This is a genomic window from Nocardia sp. NPDC056000 (assembly GCF_042269265.1).
GTDB lineage: Bacteria > Actinomycetota > Actinomycetes > Mycobacteriales > Mycobacteriaceae > Nocardia.
The window spans coordinates 96,623-115,828 of the sequence record NZ_JBHJXS010000008.1; the positions used below are offsets into that span (position 1 = coordinate 96,623).

Sequence of the window (19,206 nt, forward strand, 5' to 3'; positions counted from 1 at the left end):
CCGCACAACCGCCGGAAGGTCAGTGATGACACACGATCCCGAGGTTCCCGAATCGATCGACGGCACACAGGCGGAGACGTCCGCCGCCGACGAACGAGCGGGCCGCGTAGCCAACGCGGCGCACGACATCGGGGGCTTCATCCGCGCGCAGCGTGAGGCCGCTCAGGTCTCCCTGCGTCAGCTGGCCCAGCTGGCGGGGGTGAGCAATCCGTATCTCAGCCAGATCGAGCGCGGACTGCGCAACCCGTCCGCCGAGGTGCTCGCGCAGATCGCGAAGGGTCTGCGGGTGTCCTCGGAGGTCTTGTACATGCGGGCCGGGTACCTCGAACAGAGGCCGCACGGCCCGGTCCGGGACGCACTGCTCGCCGATACGGAAATCTCCGAGCGGCAGAAGCAGGTCCTCCTGGACATCTATGAATCGTTCCGCCGAGAAAATGCGCAGAACGAGGACAGAGGGGACGCGACGAACCAATTGGGGGGCGCTCCCGGGGGAATCGAGGGCGCGAATGCCCTCAGGGACAACGAGGTTCCGATCCGTACTACCGAAGTTCCGCCACGCCAGGAGAACGAAACATCATGACTGAACCCACCCGTACCGCCACCGTGACCAAGCCGATCTACGCGACGGTCGGCGCCGGCGACGCCATCTACGCCTCCGTGCTCGACACCATCGACAAGGTCCGCACCCGTGCGGCCGCCGCCGATGTGAACGGCCGCGTCGAAGAGGCCCGCGAGCGCTTCGCGAACCTGCCGGCCGATGCCAAGGGCCAGGTCGACGTGGTGCGCCAGCGCATCGCCGCCCTGCCGTCCGAGCTGCCGGAGGACCTCGCCGGACTGCGCGAGAAGGCCACCCCCGAAGAGCTGCGCAAGCTGGTCGACCAGTACTACCACCAGCTGCTGGACCTCTACGCCGACCTGGCCGCCCGCGGCGAGGAGACCGTCGAGAAGATCAAGACCAGCAACCCGGCCTTCGAGGAGCGCTTCGGCCAGGTCGAGTCGCTGTACACCGATCTGGTGAACCAGGCGCAGGACGTCATCGGCAAGGTGTCCGATCAGGTCGCCCCGCTGCTGGGTGGCGCGAAGGAAGCGGCCGCCGAGGTCGAGGAGACCGTCGAGGCCGAGGTCGTCGGCGTGACCACCGAGTCCGAGCCGGCCCCGGTCGCCGAGCCGGTCGCCCCCGCGAAGAAGGCTCCGGCCAAGAAGGCTCCGGCCAAGAAGGCCGCGCCCGCCGCCAAGAAGTAACAGGCGCTGAAACAACCTGCGGCCCTCGCGCATTCATTGCGCGGGGGCCGCGGTCGTCGTGTCGGCCGCGAGTAGCGGGAATGGGCGCGACAGCCCTCGTATGATGGGTGGGGTGATGGGAATTCCCGGGTTGATTCTGTCGGCGTTACTGCTGCTCGAGTTCGGCATGGTGGTGTTCGCCCTGGTGCATGCGCTGCGGCAGCGTTCGGACGCGTTCCCGGCGGTCGACAAGCTGACCAAGCCGGTGTGGCTGGCGATTCTGGTGGCTTCGCTGGGCGGGTTGCTGCTCACGCGGAATCCGGTCAATTTCCTCAGCCTCGCGGCGGTGATCGCGACGGGTGTGTACCTGGCGGATGTGCGGCCGAAGGTGGATGAGGTGCAGCGCGGGCCGCGCTGGTAGCTGTACCCGGAGCCTTTCGTCGGCCGTCTTCCCTGGTCAGGGGAGGGCGGCCGATTTTTTATTTTTCCGGGTGCTTGCACTAGCAAGCACGCTCTCGCGGAGTTACTGTATCTAGCAGTAACACAAAGGAGTGTGTCCCCATGCGAGCAATGCTGCGAGCGCACCGGGCGAACCTGCGTACCCGGACCTATGCCAACGCGGACCTGAACCCGCCGGCCGGTCCGTACGAGACCATTCCGGTCACCACCACCGACGGCGCGCGCCTGCGCGTACACGCCTACGGCCCCGCCGACGGCGATGTGCTGGTGCTGGTGCACGGCTGGACCTGCTGCCTCGAATACTGGAATCCCCAGATCAACGCCTTCGCGGGCGAATACCGCGTGATCGCCTACGACGTGCGCGGGCACGGTGAGAGCGAAGCGGGCACCGCGCCGCTCAGCACCGATCAGCTCGCCGATGATCTGCAGGCCGTGCTGGAGGCGTCCCTGAAGCCCGGCCAGCGCGCCGTCATCGTCGGCCACAGCCTCGGCGGTATGACCACGCAGGCGTGGGCCGGACGGCATCCCGAGCAGGTGCGCAAGCGCGCCGCGGCGGTGCTGCTCACCAATACCGCCGCCGGACAGCTCATCGCCGAGACCACCGTGGTGCCGCTGTTCAATCGCGGCTTCCTGAAACTGCCCTTCAAGATGGGCCTGCTGGGCCTGAGCCTGCCGATCGTGTTCCCGCCGATCGCACCGGTGCAGTGGCTGTTCCGGCGGCAGATCATGAGTCTGGCCACGGCCGGCGATGTGGCGACCTTCGCGCAGGACATCGTGCGGTCCTGCCCGGCGCGGGTGCGCGGCCGGTTCGGCACGCTGCTCTCGCATCTGGATGTGGGGCGCGGCGCGGTGCATCTCACCGTGCCGACCTCGCTCGTCGCGGGCTCCGCCGATGACATGACCCCGGTCGTGCATTCGGATCGGATCGCCGAAATGCTCCGGGAGGCGGGCAGTCTCGACGGCTACCTGATTCTGCCGACCGGTCATCTCGGCAATGTCGAGGCGTACCAGGAGTTCAACGCCGAACTCGCGCGGGTTGCCCGCTCCGCCTTCGGAATTCCCGCGGCGGTCGTGGGCGCGTAGGCGACAGGTGTGGGTTTCCCACCCCTGGGGGCCCTTCATCCGGGCACAAAACCTCGCCAGGATGTGTTCTAGGTAACAGCAGATTTCCGGTCCGCCGCCTCCGAAATGGCGAATGTGGTTGCGGCGGATGGGTATCCCAGGAAAGACGGGGCGCAATGCGGCGGGTTCGAAAAAACCCGCCGCTTGCTCTAGCAAGCACCACTGCTAGCGCGGTACTGTGCCCTGGAACACAAAGGAGTGCTCATGCTGGTAAAGCTTCCTGAGGCCGGTGCGGACATGATGACCGCGCCCTTCCGCAGCTCGCTACGGTCCCGCACCTACGCGACCGAGACCTTGAATACGCCCGTTCCGGCCGAGGTCATCCCCGTCACCACCCACGACGGCGCCCGCCTGCGCGTACACGCCTACGGCCCGGCCGACGCCGAGGTCATCGTGCTGGCGCACGGCTGGTCCTGCGCCCTCGAATACTGGAACCCGCAGATCAACGCCTTCGCCGGGGACTACCGCGTGATCGCCTTCGATCAGCGCGGCCACGGCGAGAGCGAGAGCGGCACACGGGCTTTCGGCGCCGAACAGCTCGCCGACGACTTCGCGCAGATCCTGGACGCGGTGCTGCGCCCCGGCCAGCGCGCGACCCTGGTCGGGCACAGCATGGGCGGTATGACCATCCAGGCGTGGGCGAAGCACTACCCGGAGCAGGTCGCCCAGCGCGCTTCGGCGGTGCTGCTGGCCACCACCGCCGCGCGGCAGATTCCCAACCGCGCCACCGTGATTCCGTTCCTGAACGATCTGGTGCCCGCCCCGAGCTGGGTGGCCAAGCTGATGTTCGGAACGCCGCTGCCGCTGCCCGGCGGTTCCGCCGTCGGCGCGATCGCCAAGTACCGCCTGATGACTCCGGCCGCGACCGCCGATGAGATCAACTTCGGCCTGTCCATCGTGCGGTCCTGTCGTCCGTCGGTGCGCGCCGCCGTGGCGCGTGGCCTGCTGCATCTCGACTTGCACGGTGCGGCAGCCAATCTCACGGTGCCGACCACGGTCATCGCCGGTTCGGCGGACCGTCTGCTGCCCGAAATCCATTCTCGTGAAATCGCCGACACCCTCGCCGATGCGGGTTACCTCGACCGCTACGTCATTCTGCCCACCGGTCACCTGGTGAATATCGAAGCGCCGCAAGCATTCAACGCCGAATTGCAGCGCACCATTCGCATGGGTCGCCGCGGGCTGGTCGCGGTCGCGGGCTGACAGGCTTTTTCCGGATAGCAGCAATGCCCCCTCCACAACGGCGTGGCGGGGGCATTGTGATGTCCGGGCGAAAAGCGTTTCAGGAGAACACGACTGTGCGGCGGCCGTGCACCAGCACCCGGCCCTCCAGATGCCAGCGCAGGCCGCGCGCCAGCACCACGCGTTCGATATCGCGGCCCTGGCGGACCATATCGTGCACGGTGTCGGCGTGATCGATGCGGGTGACGTCCTGTTCCAGGATCGGCCCGGCATCGAGTTCGGCGGTCACGTAGTGGCAGGTCGCGCCGATCAGCTTGACGCCGCGCGCGAACGCCTGGTGATACGGGCGCGCGCCGACGAAGGACGGCAGGAAGCTGTGATGGATATTGAGCGCCTTACCCGCCCAGTGCTCGCACAGTTCGGCGGGCAGCACCTGCATGAACCGGGCCAGCACCACCGCGTCCGGTTCATGCGCGTCGACCAGTTTGCGGACCTCCTCGAAGGCCGGGCCGCGTTCGGCCGGATCCTTCGGGAACGGCACGTGATGGAAGGTGATGCCGTGCGCCTCCGTGATCGCCGCCAGATCCGGATGATTGCCGATGACGGCCTCGATGGTGGCGGGCAGTTCCCCGCTGGCCGCGCGGCCCAGTAGATCGTGCAGGCAGTGCGCGTCCTTGCTGACCAGCAGGACCGCGCGGCGGCGCACGCCGGTGTCCAGCACATCCCATTCGGTGTCGGGTCCGAGTTCGGCGGCCACGGTGGTGAAGCGCTCGCGCAGTTCGTCCAGATCGAACGGGACGGTGGCGGCCTTGATGGCCTGCCGGGTGAAGAACCAGCCGGTATCCAGGTCGGAGTGGTATCCGGCCTCCACGATCGAACCGCCGAAATCGGCGATGAACGAGGTGATGCGGGCGATGATGCCCGGACGGTCCGGGCAGCCCAGGGTCAGCACGTAGCGACGGTCATCAGGGTTTGCCGGGGTGGAACTCATACCGGTAATAGTCGCAGTAAGCGCTGCTACAGCTCGTAGAAGGGGTCGGCGTAGCGGAATTCGCCCTTGATCTCCGGGTCGTAGGCGGCCAGGGCGCGGATCTGGAAATGCGAGGTCCAGTCCGCCTGGTCGGGTGTGATGCCGAGCCGGACGCCGGGCACGAAGCCGAAGCGCGGGTAGTAGTCGAGGCTGCCCAGCAGACCCACCAGGGGCTCGTCCAGGGCGTCCGCCGCGCCCAGGGCGGCGTGCATGAGGGCCGAGCCTATGCCGTGCGCCTGGGCGTCCGCACGGACGCCGATGGGGCCGAGGGCGAGCACCGGGAACGGGCCGACCCCGGCGCGGGTGAGGCAGACGTGGCCGACGATGTCATCGTGCGATTCGGCCACCATGGACAGGGTCGGCATCCAGCCGGAACTATCGCGCAGCTGCCGGACCAGGCCGACTTCGACCGGGTCGGCGGTGGGGGCGGGGGAACCCGGCGGGCGGTCGCCATTGGCGTTCGCGAACTCGCGTGCGAAGGCGCTGCGGTGTACCGCGTCGATCGCGGCGTTGTCGCCGGTTCGTTCACGACGGATCAGCACAAGTACGAGTGTGGCCGACCGCGGTGGCGGCCCGCAATGAAATTCGCCACGCATATGCCAAACTCCATGCTCATGGCTGAGATTTCCCGTCGAGACGTGGCCGCGATGATCGACCACACCCTGCTCGCACCAGAAGCGACTGCTCAGGACGTCGACGCGCTGATCGATGAGGCCCGGGAACTAGGCGTGTTGGCGATTTGCGTATCGCCGTCCATGCTGCCGGTGCGCGCACCCGGGCTGATTGTCGCGACCGTGGCGGGATTTCCCTCCGGCAAACATCATTCGCTGGTGAAGGGCGCGGAAGCGCGACTCGCCGTGGAGCAGGGTGCGAACGAGGTCGATATGGTGATCGACGTCGGCGCGGCCCGCGCGGGCGATTACAACGCGGTGCTCGGCGACATCATCACCGTGCGCGAGGCCGTGGGGGACCGGGCCGTGCTGAAGGTGATCATCGAATCGGCGGCGCTGAGCGATGCACAGATCGTCGAGGTGTGCCGGGCCGCGGAAAAGGCCGGAGCCGATTTCGTGAAGACCTCCACGGGTTTTCACCCCGCCGGGGGCGCGAGCGCGCACGCGGTGCGGCTGATGGCCGACACCGTCGGGGGGCGACTGGGTGTGAAGGCCAGCGGCGGCATCCGCACCTCGGAGGCGGCGGCCGAGATGATCGCCGCCGGAGCCACCCGCCTGGGTCTCTCACGCTCCCGCGAAGTCCTGCAAGGCTTTCCGGTCTGAAGACGCGAACGCCCGGACGGCGTCGGGCCGTCCGGGCGTTGCGGTAAGTGCTTGTCAGCAGGTCACATTGGTGGTCTTGCCGGTGGAATCGGTTGCCTCCAAGGTGGTTTTGCCACCCTTGAGGCTCACGTGGATTCCCGTCGAGGTGACCTCGACCTTGGTGGGCTGCAAGCCCATCGGGTAGGTCTGCAGGCTCTCGGTCATGAGTTCCACGATGCCCGAGACCAAATCGGTGGGCAGGCCGAAGCCCAGCAGTGAGGCGGACATGGTCTCCACCTCCACCTTGTCGCCGACGATCTTCGGCTTGACCTGCAATTGCGCCAGGCCGCCGAGCACATTGAAGCTCAGCGTGCCCGCGCTCGGATCGGAGGTCGCGCCGGATACCAAGCCGCCCAGCGTTTTCACGATGCCGTCATTGCTCCAGTCCACCTCGGCTTCGGAGCTGCCGATGGTGCCGCCCGCGCGGCCCTGATCCTGTACCTCGATGTCGTGGAAGGTGGCGTGCACGACCATGCCGACCGCCGGGCCGAACTTGGTGTCGTCGCTGTCGACGGTCACCTTGCCGACCTTGTTGTCGAACATGGTGAGCAGCATGGGTTTCGCGCCGAACGAGACGTCGATCTTGGAGCCCATCTGCGCCTCGAACTGTGAGCTGATGCAGTTCTCGACGGTGCGCCGGGCGTACGCCTCGCCACCGGCCAGACCGCCGACCACGATCAGCGCGGCCACCAGTCCGACGATCAGCAGCGTCCGCTTCTTCCGGCTCTTGCGCGGCGAACCGCCTTCCCCGCCAGTGTTGTTCGCGGTGGGCGGCGGCGTGCCCGGTGGCGGCGGGGTGCCGCCGACGGTGGCGGCACCGGCCGCGTACGCGGCCGCCTCGCCCGGATCCAGTACCTGGGTGTGGTGTGAACCGGTGGTTCCGAGCACCTCGGTCGGATTCGCGCCGCTCCGACCGGCATCGGGGTAACCGCCCTGGGCCGCTCCGCTCGCGAGATCACCGCCCTGACCGTTGATGACCTGGGTGCGCTGATCGATCACCTCGGTGGCAGGCTCGGTGGCCTGGCCCTCATGCCACCATTCGGTCGCTCCGGCAGCGGGCTCGGCCTCGCCGCTCTGCTTGCTGAAAGCCGTGGTGGGGGCATCGCCCTCCGGGGTCGCCGGGGCCTGTGGTGCGTTGTTGCCGCCGATCACCTTGGTGGTGTCGTTGGTGCCGCCCGCGCCCGCCGGATAGGGCGCGCCGCCTAGGATCTCGGTCTGCGGTTCGGCGGTTTCGGGCTTGTCGAGACGGGCTGCCGGTGCGCCGGAATCGGCTGCGCCGGAGGGGATCTCGTAGTTCGCCGCGCCCGGGTGTGCGGGTGAGGTGCCATTCGCGCGCGAGGTCTCGGTGTCGGGTTCCGGGCGCTTCGCGTCGTCCGAGGTGGGGTTCGAACTCATGCGGCCGATTCTTCCCGAGCTTTCTGTGTGAGCTCTGTGCTTCCGATGAGGTGTCGGTGGAGTCCGAGCTGATTGTGACGTAACACACAGGAGGTCGGCGTAGCCTGAGTGCATGGCTGGGAACCCCGCAGCGGAGCCGGACCCCGAACACGGCTGGCAGGCGCTGCAAGAGCTGGCCGGTCGGCACGCCGGATACTTCACCACCCGACAGGTGCTGCAAACGGGCTGCGAGGCGCGCATACGCGACGGCCTCCGCGACGGATCGGTGCTCCGCGCGGGCGTCGGACTGCTCCGCCTGGGCCGCTGGCCGGACGGGCCGCTCGACGAATACGCCATGTGGTCGGCGTGGTTCGACGGCGCGGCCGCCGTCTCGCACCACAGCGCCGCCGAACTGCACGGTCTGGGTCGCCTGCGCCCGCGGTTCGTGCACATGTCCGCGCGCATCGGCCGTTTTCCGCTCTCCCCGCGCCTGGTGGTGCTGCGCCGCACCTTCGCCCGCAAGGATGTGGAATCCGCGGGCACCTTCCTGGTCACCACCCCGCTGCGCACGGTGCTGGATCTCGCCGAAGCGGGCATCGGCCAGGCCGCCCTCGACGAAGTCGTCGCCGACGCCGTCGCCATTCACCGCTGCGCCCGCGCCGAAATCCGTTCCGCCAGCGACGCTCTCCCACCCCCCACCGCCGCCCGCCTGCACCGCGCCCTGATCCGCGTCTGAAAGTTCGAGCTGGTGGGAGGGCCCGGGCGGGCTTTACAGAATTCGCTGTTCGTTCGGCTTGATTCGAGTTTTGCGCGCGCCGGTTTCGTGGCAGGGTGACCGGTATGGGGACGGTCCGTAATGGCATGTGGGATCTGGCTTTTCCACCCGGACCGCCCGAGCGGATCGCCGAGATGTTCTCGGCGGCGGTCGTCGCCGACGCGGTGCGCGAGTACGACGCGGATCTGGCGCAGTCGGTGGAGACGTGCCGGGACTGGCGGCATGATCATCGGCGCGTGTTCCGGGCCATGACGGCGCTGGCGGTGAGCGCGCCGGAAACCTCACTCGGAATCGCCGCGGCGGGGCTGCATTCGGTGCGCACCATGCTGCGATTCGCCGCCGGACGCACCGTGACCGCGCTCGACGCGGTCGATGTGACGGCGGTGGCGCAGGGGTCGCGACTGGAGACCGAACAGGTTTCCGGGACCGGTGCGGCGGTGCCGCGACTGGAGCTGCCGTGGCAGGGCAAGGTGCTGTTCGAGGACGAATTGCGGCGGCAGCTCGAGGACTGGGAGCGGCGCGGGATCTTCGAACCCGGATTCGTTGCCGTGCTGCGTCGGGTGATCGACCATCCGGAGTGGTTGCGGCTGCCGGGATTCCGGCTGTCGATCATCGGCGCGGCGGCGGAGTTGAGCCCGCTGCGGCCGCTGCTGGCCTGGGGCGCGGAGGTGCTCGCGGTGGACCGGCCGGGCCGGGCGCGCTGGGATCGATTGCGCGCCATGGCGAGTGCCGGTGCGGGGACCATGCGATTTCCGGTCGCCGCGGACGGGCCGGGCGTGGATATCACCAGATTCTTTCCGACCCTGGCGAAATGGCTGGTCGCGCACACCGACGCGCGGCTCGCGCTGGGTCTGTACGCGGGACTGCCGGGGGCCGCCGGACTGCGCCTGGCGGCCGCCTCGGACGTGCTGGCCGAGCATCTGCTGCATGAGCGGCCCGATGCCGCACTGGCGCTGCACGGTTCATCGGCGGACTGCTACGCCGTTCCCGAATCGGTGGTGCTCGCGGCGCGGGAACAATTGGCGCGGCGCGGTATTCGCGGTGCCGCGCAGGACATCCTGCATCGGCTCTCGCCGAACTCCCTGTACCGCTTGAACTATCTGCGCCCGATCGTCGACGCCGACGGCGCGCGCTGGGGTCTGTTCGACAATCTGCCGTACCTCGGCGGCCCGGATTACGCCCTGGCGCAACGCCTGCCGCGCTGGCGCGCGGTCTCGGCGCACGCGGGCGGCCACACGGTCTCCTACACGGTCGCCCCGCCCGCGTGGACCACCTCGGTGCACCGGAGCTCATTGCGCACGGCCGCGCATCGCACCGTCGGCCATTTCGGCGTGGAGGTCTTCGATCCCGCGACCGCGCGAATCCTGCTGGCCGCCAAGCTCGTCGGCGATCTCATGGCCCCCGTTCCCGAGCCTTCCGCGAATCCCGAGGCGCTGTTCACCGCGGGTGCGGCGCACGGCGGGTTGTGGCGGCAGCCGTTCGCGCCGCGCTCGCTCGTCGCGCCCGCGGTGGTATCCGGGACCGTGCAGGAACTGCGGGATCGCGCGGCGAATGCCTTCGGCATCGGGAACCCGTAGAGATCAGTCGGGCAGGGGTGCGACGGCCGACCAGGGGATGGTGAGGAGGTTGTCGCGGAGGCGGCGACGGTAGGGGCGGAGCGGAAAACCCTCCTGACGCAGGAGATTCGCGGCGTGCCTCCAGCGGACGCGTGGGCCGTAGGGGGCCAGGGGCGCGGCGTGCGACCAGGCGCGGTCGGCGGCGGTCAGCAGGGCGTGGATGGGTTCGCCGGGGATGTTGCGGTGGATCAGGGCTTTCGGGAGGCGTTCGGCGATATCGGAGGGCTGGTCGACGGTGAAGGGGTCCCAGGCCAGGGTCAATGACAGCGGTCCGGTGCGGTCGAGCAGGACCCAGGCGCAACGGCGGCCGAGTTCATCGCAGGTGCCGTCGAGCAGCAGGCCGTCGGGCGCGAGGCCCGCGAGGATGGTCGACCAGGCTTCGGGGACAGCGGATTCCGGGTATTGGCGCAGTACGTTGAAGGCGCGCACCAGGTTCGGGCGCAGGCCCGCGAGTTCGAAGCCGCCGCGGGTGAAGGTGACATTCTCCTGCGCGGGCACCACGCGGGCCGGATCGATTTCGAGTCCGGTCACGCGCAGATCCGGCCGGATGGTGCGCAGTCGCCGCGCCATTTCGAGGGTGGTGACCGGGCTGGCCCCGTAGCCGAGGTCGACGACCAAGGGGTTCGGGGCATCCAGCAAACGTCGAGTGACCAACGGGTCGTGCATGAGCCAGCGGTCCCCGCGGCGCAGCCGGTTGATACCGGTGGTGCCGCGGGTGATCGCCCCGATCGGTTTGATCAGGCGACGCGATGCTGTTGATCCAGCCAGCGCTGTGTCACCTCGGCCTCGGCTCGGAACAGGTCGATCAGGTTCACCAGCATGAGCTGTTCGAGCTTGCGTCCGAGGAACGGGAGTTGCACGGTGGCGTACGAGGAGGTGCGCAGGGTGCACCCGGTCTCGGTCGGGAAGAGCCGCATGGTGCCCTCCAGGGTGCCGGGGCCGCCGGGCAGGAATGTGGTGTATTCGCCGGTCACCTCGGGTCCGAAGGCGCTGTAGCGCTCGGTGCGGGTGATCGTCATGTCCTTGCGCATGACGGCCTGCGCGAGATCGGGCAGGCTTTCGCGCGGCAGTACGTGCCGGGTTTCCACCTCGATGCCGTTATCGCCGGTTTCGAGGCGCACGAGATCGTTGGGGGAGTGTTTGCGCATCTCCTCGATCCGCGCGTCCCAGAGGTCGCGGTTCTGCAGCGCCGCGTACACCTCTTTGGTGGTGTGCAGCGGATAGCGCGCGGAGTAGTCCAGTCGACGAGGCACGATCGGTCAGACTACTGCCGTGCGGGACATGTCCGTGTGAACTCGGGCAATCTCACTGCGAACTCGTGGCAATCGCATCGGGAACCGAGGGCGGTGTCGGGGTGAATCGCTCAGTGCGAGCTCAGCCAGCCGTCGGTGAATTCGGCTTCGCGCTCGAGCAGTTCGGTGAGATGCCCCTGGATGGCGGCTTCGATCTTCTTGCCGAAGAGCGGGATCTTCACCTCGATGGTGGCGTCGACGGTGAAATCGGATCCGGTGCCTGCCTCGCGCATGGTGAGGCTGCCGTTCACGGTGGCCGGAACGCCGTCCACGTGCGCTTCCACGGTGCCGCCCTGGCCGTTCCAGGTTTCGGTGCGCGGAATGACCAGATCGCCGGGGCGGACCGCGGTCACCTGCGGGGGCAGCTCGGACGCCGGGATCGCCTGGATCATCTCCACGCGCACGTCATCGCCGTTGATGCTGATCGATTCGATGCGCGCGTTCGGGCCGCCGACCGCTTCGATGCGGTCCTTCCAGTACTGCTCGTTGGCGAAGGCAGCGCGCACGGCGGCGGTGGAATGGGTCGAGTGCGCAGTGAAGGCCAGAGGTGTCGCCATGGTCGGACAGGCTACCGTCTGTGCCTGTGCGTACTACTGGGGTGGTGTCCTTCGACGACGTCCGGGACCGGTTGGCCGGGACCGGCGCGAGCCTGCGGGCCGCGGTGCCGCTGGCCGAACTGACCACGCTGCGGGTCGGCGGCCCGGCGATCGTGGCCGATTGCGCCTCCACGGAGGCGCTGGTGGCGACGGTGCGGGCCCTGGACGCGGCCGGTATTCCGGTGCTGCTCATCGCCGGCGGCTCGAATCTGCTCATCTCCGATGCGGGATTCCCGGGCGTGGCGGTGCGCATCGCCAATGACGGCGTCGAGCTCGGTGACGACTTCCTGATCGCGGAGGCGGGCGCGAATTGGGATGCGGTGGTGGCGAAGTCGGTCGCGGCGGGGCGCGGTGGCCTCGAATGCCTTTCCGGCATACCGGGTTCCGCCGGGGCGACACCGGTGCAGAATGTCGGCGCGTACGGCGTCGAGGTGGCGTCGCTGCTGCGCCGGGTGCGGCTGCTGGATCGGGCGAGCGGGGAGATCCGCTGGGCCGAACCCGCCGAACTCGGATTCGGTTATCGCACTTCGGTGTTGAAGCACAGTGACGCCGCGGTCGTGCTTGCGGTCGAATTCGCGTTGCGCGCGGACGGTTCCAGCGCACCCCTGGGCTATCGCGAATTGGCGGTCGCGCTGGGCGCGCAGGAGGGGGAATCGCGTCCGGCGGAGCTGGTGCGCGCCGAGGTGCTGCGGCTGCGCGCGAGCAAGGGCATGGTGCTGGATGCCGCGGATCACGACACCTGGAGTGCGGGCTCGTTCTTCACCAATCCGATCGTTCCGGACAATCGGGTCGAGTCGGTGCGGGCGGCCATCGCCGCGCACCTCGGCGCGGATGTGACGGTGCCCACATGGCCGGTGGCCGGCGGGGTGAAGTTCTCGGCGGGCTGGTTGATCGAGCGCGCCGGTTTCGCCAAGGGTTTTCCGGGTACGGGCGCGCCCGCGCGACTGTCCACCAAACACACGTTGGCTCTGACCAATCGCGGTGCTGCCACTGCCGAGCAGCTCGCCGAACTCGCCCGCGAAGTTCGCCAGGGAGTTGCTGAACGCTTCGAAATCCACCTCGAACCCGAACCTGTCACAGTGGGAGTCGCCCTGTAGGGGTGGCAGGTACCACGGTTTCGGCGGCTGGAGGACTCGGTTTGCGGGGGTAACGTCGAGGAAGTGAGTAGACGAGGATTCCCGGTCCGGCGGGCGACGGCTGTACTGGCCGCGCTACTGGCCGCGGTGGCGCTGGTGGCCGGATGCACGTCCGACAAGGGCGGAACCCCCGACAAACCTGCCGCTCCGGCCGCCAAGGTGACCCCCGAACCCGGCGATGGCGCACAGAATGTCAACCCGACCACACCCGTATCGGTCTCCGTCAGCGGCGGCCGCATCGACCAGGTGGCCCTGACCAACCCGAACGGTAAGCAGGTCACCGGCGAATTCAGCCCGGACCACAGTAAGTTCACCGTCAACGAGGCCCTGGGCTACGGCATCACCTACACCTGGTCCGGCACCGCCACCGGCACCGACAACAAGCCGGTGCCGATCGACGCGAAGTTCACCACCGTCAATCCCAAGACCGAGGTGAACGCGACGATCAATATCGCCGACGGTCAGGAGGTCGGCATCGCCGCGCCGATCATCCTGCAATTCAACAAGCACATCGACAACAAGGCCGCGGTCGAGAAGGCGCTCACCGTCACCACCACGCCCGCCGCCGAAGGCTCCTGGGCCTGGTTGCCGGATGACAACGGCGGCTCCCGCGCGCACTGGCGGCCGCGCGAGTACTGGGTGCCCGGCACCGCCGTGCACGTGGGCGCGAAGCTCTACGGCCTCGATATGGGTGCGGGCTCGTTCGGCGCCGCGGATATCACCTCGGACTTCAAGATCGGCCGCTCGCAGATCGTGAAGGCCGTCGCCACCAGTCACCGCATGCAGGTGATCCGCGACGGGCAGGTCGTCTTCGACTTCCCGGTCAGCTACGGCGAAGGCAACGAGGATCGCAATGTGACGCGCTCCGGCGTGCACGTGGTGACGGAGAAGTACGAGGACTTCGTCATGTCGAATCCGCCGTTCTACACCAATGCCCGCGAACGCTGGGCCGTGCGCATCTCCAACAATGGCGAATTCATTCACGCCAACCCGGAATCGTCTGCCGCGCAGGGCAATACCAACGTCACCAACGGCTGCATCAACCTCAGCACGAATGACGCGCAGTCCTACTTCCCGACCGCGCTCTACGGTGATCCGGTGGAGGTGTCCGGCACCCGCATCAACCTCTCGGCCGCCGACGGCGACCTCTACGACTGGACCATCGACTGGGCCACCTGGAAGTCCATGTCCGCCATCCAGGGCGAACCGGCACCCGTGGTGACCGCCGCCCCCGTCCCCCCACAGGCTCCCGGCGGTCGCTGACCGCAACGCTCACCGGCACGGCGCGGGCACTCGATGCGAGTGCCCGCGCTGTCCCGTTTCCGGGCCCGGTGCGGCCGCTCGCCCGCACGGGATGCGAACCCCGCCACCTCGCACTAGTCTCGCCGGACAGGCGCGGCGAGAGGCTCTACGGTGGTTGCGAGCAGAACGGCAACGACGACAACCGATTCCGGCCGCGAACTGAGCCCCTCGGAACGCTGGTTCTGGATCATCGACCGCATCTCCCCGGCGAATTGCGTCGGCAGGGTCCGGGTGCACGGGCGGCTGACCACGGAGCAGATCGAACGCGCGACCGCGGCGGTGCTCGCCGAATACCCGCTACTGCGCATGGGCGTCGTCGACACCGGTGACGGGCACCCGCGTGCCGAACCTCTCGATGAGCCGCGAATTCCGCTGCGGCAGTTCGGCTGCGCGGAGCACGACGCCTGGCAGCGCCAGATCGACACCGAAATGATCACACCGATCGAGGTGTCCGCGGGCTTCGCGCGCCTCACCGATATCGCCTATGCCCCCGGCACTTCCGGTGAATACCACGACCTCGTCCTGACGATCTCGCACATCATCGTCGACGGTCGCTCCCTGATGACCGTGCTGCGCAAGATCATCGAATACGCCGTGCGAGACGAGATCGGCCGACCGGTCGCGGACCGACCCGCAATCGCGCCGTCGGATGATCTGATTCCCGCTGCGGCACGCGGATTCTGGCGGTATGCCTACACGACGCTGCTGGATCAGGCGGCGGCCCTCGTCCTGCGCCCGCGACGGCTGCGCGGCAGCGCTCCGGTGGCCTTGCCGGATCGGCTGACCCGGGTAGTCCATCGAAAGGTGCCCGCCGAACTCCTGGCGGTGCTCGCGGACGACTGCCGCCGTGCCGGAGTGACCGTGCACGGGGTACTGGCGGCGGCGGTCGCACGAGCGATCGGGGAAGCGTCGGGATCCGCGCGCGGAATTGCGGGAATCGGCTCACCGGTGGACTTTCGGGGCCTGCTGGACCCGCAGCCGGAGCCGGACGAGCTGGGCAATTACGCGCCCGTGCTCACGACCTTCGTGCGGTATGGGGCGCGGAACTCACCGTGGCGGGCGGCGCGATCGGTGAATAGACAGCTTGCGCGCGGCGTGCGGCAGCGGCGACACCTGTCGACCGTGGCCGGAATGCGGTTCGGCACCCCGCGCACCGTGCAGACAGGCACCAGGATTGTCGAAATGGTGGATCGCCGCGCACCATGGAATGTATCGGTCACCAACCTGGGCCGCCTGGATTTCCCGGAAGAGATTGATGGCCTGGGGCTTTCGGGCCTGACCGTGGCCGCCACAAATTCCTGCGTCAGCGCGCTCACCGTGGCGATCGTGACCGCCCACGAGGAGATGCGGATCGCCTTCTGCTACGTCGATGGAGTGCTGGACGCCGTGCAGGCCGACCGCTTCGCCGACCGCGTCATCGCCGAAATCATTTCGCGCCCTGCGGTATAGCGCTACCTCCCCGTCATCCCGGCATGCTTTTGGCCGGGATCCACACATTTGGTGGTGCGCTGATCGGTGTGGATCCCGGCCAAAAACGCGCCGGGATGACGAGGGGATGGTGCGCGGAAAGGGTTCCTTGGCAGCGTATTTCAGTTGATTCGGGCGGCTAGTCGGGTGCGCAGGGCGGCGCGGTCGGGTTTGCTGGTGCGGCCGGAGACCGGGATTTCGTCGACGAGGATTATGTCGTCGGGGAGGGCGGAGATGTCGATCAGGGTGGGGAGTTCTTTGCGCAGGCGCGAAACGATATCCGCCGCATCGGGATCGGGGACTATGGCGAGAATGATGCGTTCGTCGCCGATTTCGTCGGGGAGGCCGATCATGATGGCTTGCCGCACGCCGGGGATGGCGTTGATGGCTGGTTCGTAGAGGCCCGGGTAGATATTGGTTTTGCCGCGCAGCATCATGTCTTTTTGGCGGCCCATGAGGATCAGGGTGTCGCCGTCCAGGCGCGCCAGGTCGCCGGTGCGGATCTCGGTCAGGGGTGGTTCGCCGAGGTAGCCGTGGCAGAGGTTGGGGCCGGACAGGATCAGTTCACCGTCTTCGGCGAGGGTGGCGGTGACGCCGTGCACCGGCGCGCCCAGGGGATCGCCCGCACCGTCGAAGTCGAGTTTGTCGGTGCCGGAAGTTATTGCCACCGGCAGGATTTCGGTCATACCGTAGATGGCGAGCAATTCGCAGCCGGGGAGCGCCGCGCGGGCGCGGCGCAGCAGTGCGGTGGTGACGGGTGCTCCGCCGAGGGATATTTCGCGTATTCCGCTGGGCGCGGTGAGTTTCCCGGTTTCGATGGCGGTCAGCACCACGGCCAGATCCGCGGGGGTGAAGAAGGCGTGTGTCGCGCCGGGGAAGTTCCGGGCGAATCCGATCGGTTCGATATGGGTGCCGAAGCGCGGGTAGCGCGGCATGGACCACTGCGCACCCGCCAGCAGCGCGGGCAGTCCCATCATCAATTGTTCGGTGTGCAGGTGCGTGCCGGGTCCGAGGCTGCTGCGCCCGGCCATGGCGGCCAGGCCCGCGCCGAGCGAACCCCGGGTGTGCACAACGGCTTTGGGGGCGGCGGTGGTGCCGGAGGTGAAGACGATCAGCGCTTCGGCGGTCGGATCCGCGGCCGATTCCGCCGAATCGCTCGCGACGGGCGCGTCATCGAGCAGATGCCGCAGCGGTAGCGAGCCGCCCGGGGTTCCGGGCAGTCGCGGGCCACTGTGAATGTGCCGCACGGGAAGTCGCCCGAACGCGGGCAGGGACAGCCCCCGCATGCGGCCCACTCGGCTCAGTGGTCCGCTCAACAGGTAGAGCAGCGATTCCGTTGCCGCCCACGCGGGTTCAACCAGTCCGACGCGTCGTGCGAACAGCTCCGGACCGACCCCCGGATCCACGAACACGATGGTTCCACCCGCCGCGATGGTCCCGAAGATCAGCACCACCGCGTCCACGCACGGCCGAATCGAGAACAGCATCCGATCGCCCGCCCGGAAACCATTGGCGCGCAGGCGTTCCGATACCGTGGTGATCCGGTCGTCGAGTTCGGCGAAGCTGAGCGGGCGTTCCCCGACCATGCCCAGTGCCGGACTGTCCGGCTTGTTCCGGACCTGTTCGCGCAGCAGATACAGGAAGTCGCTCGCCGGTGCGGTCACCGAATATCCACCAGTTCCGGTTTGTAGCGGTGATCGGCGTACCAGGCGAGGGTCTTTCGCACGCCCCAGGCGCGCACCCGCCGATTGGAGGCGTGCACCCGCACATCGCGCCGCAGCCCGTAGTCGGTGGTGAGCATGCGCACCGCGTTCACCAGCGCCCGATCCTCGTGCAGATCCTCGATCGCGGTGCGCGGGAAACCGCCCGCGGCCTCGTAGAGTTCGCTGGTGATGGCCATATTGCAGCCGGGCGTCATGACGTACGGCCCGAGATAGCGCGGGTCCTGATTGCCGGGCCGCAGTTTGCCGAACGCGGACGTCACTTCCAGCACGATCCGAATGATGGTTCGGTCCCGCCAGCGCACGCCCTCATCGGTGCGGGGGATGAGCTGTCCGCTGACCAGCCGCAGCCCGGAGTCGAATCCGGCGTTGATCCGCTCGATCCACTCCGGATAGGGCAGGCAGTCGGCGTCGGTGCGGGCCAGCCGGGTGGCTCCACCCGCGATGGCGTACCGCATTCCGGTGTCGGAGGCGGCCCCGGTGCCCTTCTGGGTTTCGGTGATGATCTCGATGCGCATTTCCGGATGCGCGGCCGCGAACGCCTCGATCACGCCGACGGTGCCGTCGGTGGAGTTGTTGTCCACCACGACCAGCGTGAATTTCGGGTCCCGCTGGGCGGCGAGCGCGTTCAGCGTGGCGGATATGCCGTGCTCTTCGTTGTATGCGGGCACGATCACCCAGAGTTCGCTCATGATCATCCCTCCGGCGTCGATTATGCCGGAGGCAGGCGATACGCGATGGCCGCGGCGGCGGGCCCCGCTCCGGCGGCCACGAACAGCGCCACGTCGGCGGTGGCGAGTCTGCCGCTGTCCCGGGCCGCGAGATAGGCGGCGGGCAGGGCGGAGGTGTGCGCATCGCCCTCGACGTCGGCGGCCTGCACGGCATCGGCGGGCAGGCCCAGCCGCGCGGCGAGCAGCGCCGGGAAATCGGCCGTCGGACGACTGCAGATCAGCAGGGTGCGCGCCGGATCGGCCTCGGCGACCTCGAGTGCTTCGCTGGCGGCCGAAACCGCATGGTGCAGTAGGTCTTCCACGGTATTGACGGTCCGGTCCACGATGATGGTGGAGCGCCCGGTGCTGCCCATCTCGGGCAGTCGCACATAGCCGACCGGTTCGGGCGTCGCCGCGGTGGCGCTGATGTGCAGCGCGCCGAACCCGGCCGCGCCCTCGCCCCTCTCCAGCAGCAGTGCCGCACCCACCGGGGTGATCGGGAAACCGTCCTGTGGCGCAGTGGATTTCGACGGATGCGCGTCTCCGCTGACCACCAGCACCCGATGCACGTTCGGCGCCTGCAACAGCGCCTGGCTCACCTGGATGGCGTTGAGCACGCCGCAGGCGCCGTTCATCAGATCGAAGGACAGGCAGGGCACATCACCGCTGTGATATTCGAGCCCGATGCCCGCGGCCTGCTGTACGAGCGCGGACATGGCCGGTTCCACCATGTTCGAATCCCGGTAGACGCCGGTATTGATCAGCGCGTCGATCTGTTCGGGTGCGCTGCCCGCCTCGGCGATGGCGCGTTTCGCGGCCGCCGCGGCCTGTTCGATGGAACTGCCGCAACCGGTTTCGACGGCGACGGCGGAAATAACAATGTTCATGCT

20 protein-coding genes are annotated in these 19,206 nt (G+C 68.2%); 11 read left to right on the plus strand and 9 right to left on the minus strand.

Annotated features, from left to right (window positions below):
* Nucleotides 1-25: 25 nt before the first annotated feature.
* The 5 genes from ACFC4D_RS23750 to ACFC4D_RS23770 all read left to right on the plus strand — a co-directional run bounded on the left by ACFC4D_RS23750 (nucleotide 26) and on the right by ACFC4D_RS23770 (nucleotide 4,005).
* Entirely contained in the window at nucleotides 26-580 is a 555-nt protein-coding gene (locus tag ACFC4D_RS23750; RefSeq protein WP_364649258.1) for a helix-turn-helix transcriptional regulator, read from the plus strand.
* Complete coding sequence (locus ACFC4D_RS23755; RefSeq protein ID WP_376066662.1) at nucleotides 577-1,242, plus strand: heparin-binding hemagglutinin; 666 nt, start codon at nucleotides 577-579, stop codon at nucleotides 1,240-1,242. Before ACFC4D_RS23750 ends, ACFC4D_RS23755 begins: the two co-directional genes overlap by 4 nt.
* A gap of 103 nt (nucleotides 1,243-1,345) precedes the next feature.
* Entirely contained in the window at nucleotides 1,346-1,642 is a 297-nt protein-coding gene (locus tag ACFC4D_RS23760) for a DUF2516 family protein (protein WP_364649252.1), read from the plus strand.
* A gap of 140 nt (nucleotides 1,643-1,782) precedes the next feature.
* Nucleotides 1,783-2,763 (plus strand): alpha/beta hydrolase, encoded by a 981-nt coding sequence (locus ACFC4D_RS23765; protein ID WP_376066665.1) that lies wholly within the window; start codon nucleotides 1,783-1,785, stop codon nucleotides 2,761-2,763.
* Between the two features lie 243 nt (nucleotides 2,764-3,006).
* Nucleotides 3,007-4,005, plus strand: a complete 999-nt coding sequence (locus ACFC4D_RS23770; RefSeq protein WP_364649246.1) for an alpha/beta hydrolase — start codon at nucleotides 3,007-3,009, stop codon at nucleotides 4,003-4,005.
* 79 nt (nucleotides 4,006-4,084) lie between these two features.
* On the opposite strand, the gene purU is transcribed toward ACFC4D_RS23770, so the two are convergent.
* Both purU and ACFC4D_RS23780 read right to left on the minus strand, forming a co-directional pair.
* On the minus strand, nucleotides 4,085-4,975 hold the full coding sequence (gene purU / locus ACFC4D_RS23775; protein WP_375964177.1) for a formyltetrahydrofolate deformylase: 891 nt from the start codon (nucleotides 4,973-4,975) through the stop codon (nucleotides 4,085-4,087).
* A 26-nt stretch (nucleotides 4,976-5,001) separates the two neighbouring features.
* Nucleotides 5,002-5,556 (minus strand): GNAT family N-acetyltransferase, encoded by a 555-nt coding sequence (locus tag ACFC4D_RS23780; protein WP_376066667.1) that lies wholly within the window; start codon nucleotides 5,554-5,556, stop codon nucleotides 5,002-5,004.
* A gap of 72 nt (nucleotides 5,557-5,628) precedes the next feature.
* Between ACFC4D_RS23780 and deoC the strand changes: the two genes are divergently transcribed.
* Nucleotides 5,629-6,288 (plus strand): deoxyribose-phosphate aldolase, encoded by a 660-nt coding sequence (deoC, locus tag ACFC4D_RS23785; protein ID WP_375964182.1) that lies wholly within the window; start codon nucleotides 5,629-5,631, stop codon nucleotides 6,286-6,288.
* Nucleotides 6,289-6,342: 54 nt separating this feature from the next.
* Here deoC and ACFC4D_RS23790 read toward each other — a convergent pair whose 3' ends face one another.
* The gene (locus tag ACFC4D_RS23790) at nucleotides 6,343-7,722 is read right to left on the minus strand and encodes an LmeA family phospholipid-binding protein (RefSeq protein WP_376066670.1); all 1,380 of its coding nucleotides are present in this window, start codon (nucleotides 7,720-7,722) and stop codon (nucleotides 6,343-6,345) included.
* A 112-nt stretch (nucleotides 7,723-7,834) separates the two neighbouring features.
* Between ACFC4D_RS23790 and ACFC4D_RS23795 the strand changes: the two genes are divergently transcribed.
* Both ACFC4D_RS23795 and ACFC4D_RS23800 read left to right on the plus strand, forming a co-directional pair.
* Complete coding sequence (locus ACFC4D_RS23795) at nucleotides 7,835-8,437, plus strand: type IV toxin-antitoxin system AbiEi family antitoxin domain-containing protein (protein ID WP_364649233.1); 603 nt, start codon at nucleotides 7,835-7,837, stop codon at nucleotides 8,435-8,437.
* Between the two features lie 104 nt (nucleotides 8,438-8,541).
* Nucleotides 8,542-10,053: a hypothetical protein gene (locus tag ACFC4D_RS23800; protein ID WP_376066673.1), complete on the plus strand. Its 1,512-nt coding sequence runs from the start codon at nucleotides 8,542-8,544 to the stop codon at nucleotides 10,051-10,053.
* Nucleotides 10,054-10,056: 3 nt separating this feature from the next.
* On the opposite strand, the gene ACFC4D_RS23805 is transcribed toward ACFC4D_RS23800, so the two are convergent.
* From ACFC4D_RS23805 to ACFC4D_RS23815, 3 genes are all read right to left on the minus strand, one after another.
* The gene (locus ACFC4D_RS23805) at nucleotides 10,057-10,758 is read right to left on the minus strand and encodes a class I SAM-dependent methyltransferase (protein WP_376066676.1); all 702 of its coding nucleotides are present in this window, start codon (nucleotides 10,756-10,758) and stop codon (nucleotides 10,057-10,059) included.
* Nucleotides 10,759-10,829: 71 nt separating this feature from the next.
* A complete protein-coding gene (locus tag ACFC4D_RS23810) occupies nucleotides 10,830-11,345 on the minus strand; it encodes a DUF2505 domain-containing protein (protein ID WP_376066678.1) in 516 nt (171 codons plus the stop codon).
* 110 nt (nucleotides 11,346-11,455) lie between these two features.
* Nucleotides 11,456-11,941, minus strand: a complete 486-nt coding sequence (locus ACFC4D_RS23815) for a DUF2505 domain-containing protein (RefSeq protein ID WP_376066679.1) — start codon at nucleotides 11,939-11,941, stop codon at nucleotides 11,456-11,458.
* A 92-nt stretch (nucleotides 11,942-12,033) separates the two neighbouring features.
* Here ACFC4D_RS23815 and ACFC4D_RS23820 point away from each other — a divergent pair, with 92 nt between their 5' ends.
* The 3 genes from ACFC4D_RS23820 to ACFC4D_RS23830 all read left to right on the plus strand — a co-directional run bounded on the left by ACFC4D_RS23820 (nucleotide 12,034) and on the right by ACFC4D_RS23830 (nucleotide 15,867).
* Nucleotides 12,034-13,077 (plus strand): UDP-N-acetylmuramate dehydrogenase, encoded by a 1,044-nt coding sequence (locus ACFC4D_RS23820; RefSeq protein ID WP_376066956.1) that lies wholly within the window; start codon nucleotides 12,034-12,036, stop codon nucleotides 13,075-13,077.
* 63 nt (nucleotides 13,078-13,140) lie between these two features.
* The gene (locus tag ACFC4D_RS23825) at nucleotides 13,141-14,379 is read left to right on the plus strand and encodes an Ig-like domain-containing protein (RefSeq protein ID WP_375964197.1); all 1,239 of its coding nucleotides are present in this window, start codon (nucleotides 13,141-13,143) and stop codon (nucleotides 14,377-14,379) included.
* Between the two features lie 150 nt (nucleotides 14,380-14,529).
* Nucleotides 14,530-15,867, plus strand: coding sequence for a hypothetical protein (locus ACFC4D_RS23830; protein WP_376066682.1), 1,338 nt, complete (start codon nucleotides 14,530-14,532; stop codon nucleotides 15,865-15,867).
* A gap of 140 nt (nucleotides 15,868-16,007) precedes the next feature.
* Here the strand turns inward: ACFC4D_RS23830 and ACFC4D_RS23835 are convergent, their stop codons facing one another.
* From ACFC4D_RS23835 to ACFC4D_RS23845, 3 genes are read right to left on the minus strand one after another with little or no spacing between them, the layout of a single operon-like run.
* Nucleotides 16,008-17,549 (minus strand): class I adenylate-forming enzyme family protein, encoded by a 1,542-nt coding sequence (locus ACFC4D_RS23835; RefSeq protein WP_376066684.1) that lies wholly within the window; start codon nucleotides 17,547-17,549, stop codon nucleotides 16,008-16,010.
* Nucleotides 17,546-18,298, minus strand: coding sequence for a glycosyltransferase family A protein (locus tag ACFC4D_RS23840; protein WP_376066687.1), 753 nt, complete (start codon nucleotides 18,296-18,298; stop codon nucleotides 17,546-17,548). The genes ACFC4D_RS23835 and ACFC4D_RS23840 overlap by 4 nt, the downstream gene beginning before the upstream one ends.
* A 20-nt stretch (nucleotides 18,299-18,318) precedes the next feature.
* Nucleotides 18,319-19,203, minus strand: coding sequence for a hypothetical protein (locus tag ACFC4D_RS23845; RefSeq protein ID WP_376066689.1), 885 nt, complete (start codon nucleotides 19,201-19,203; stop codon nucleotides 18,319-18,321).
* Between the last annotated feature and the right edge of the window lie 3 nt (nucleotides 19,204-19,206).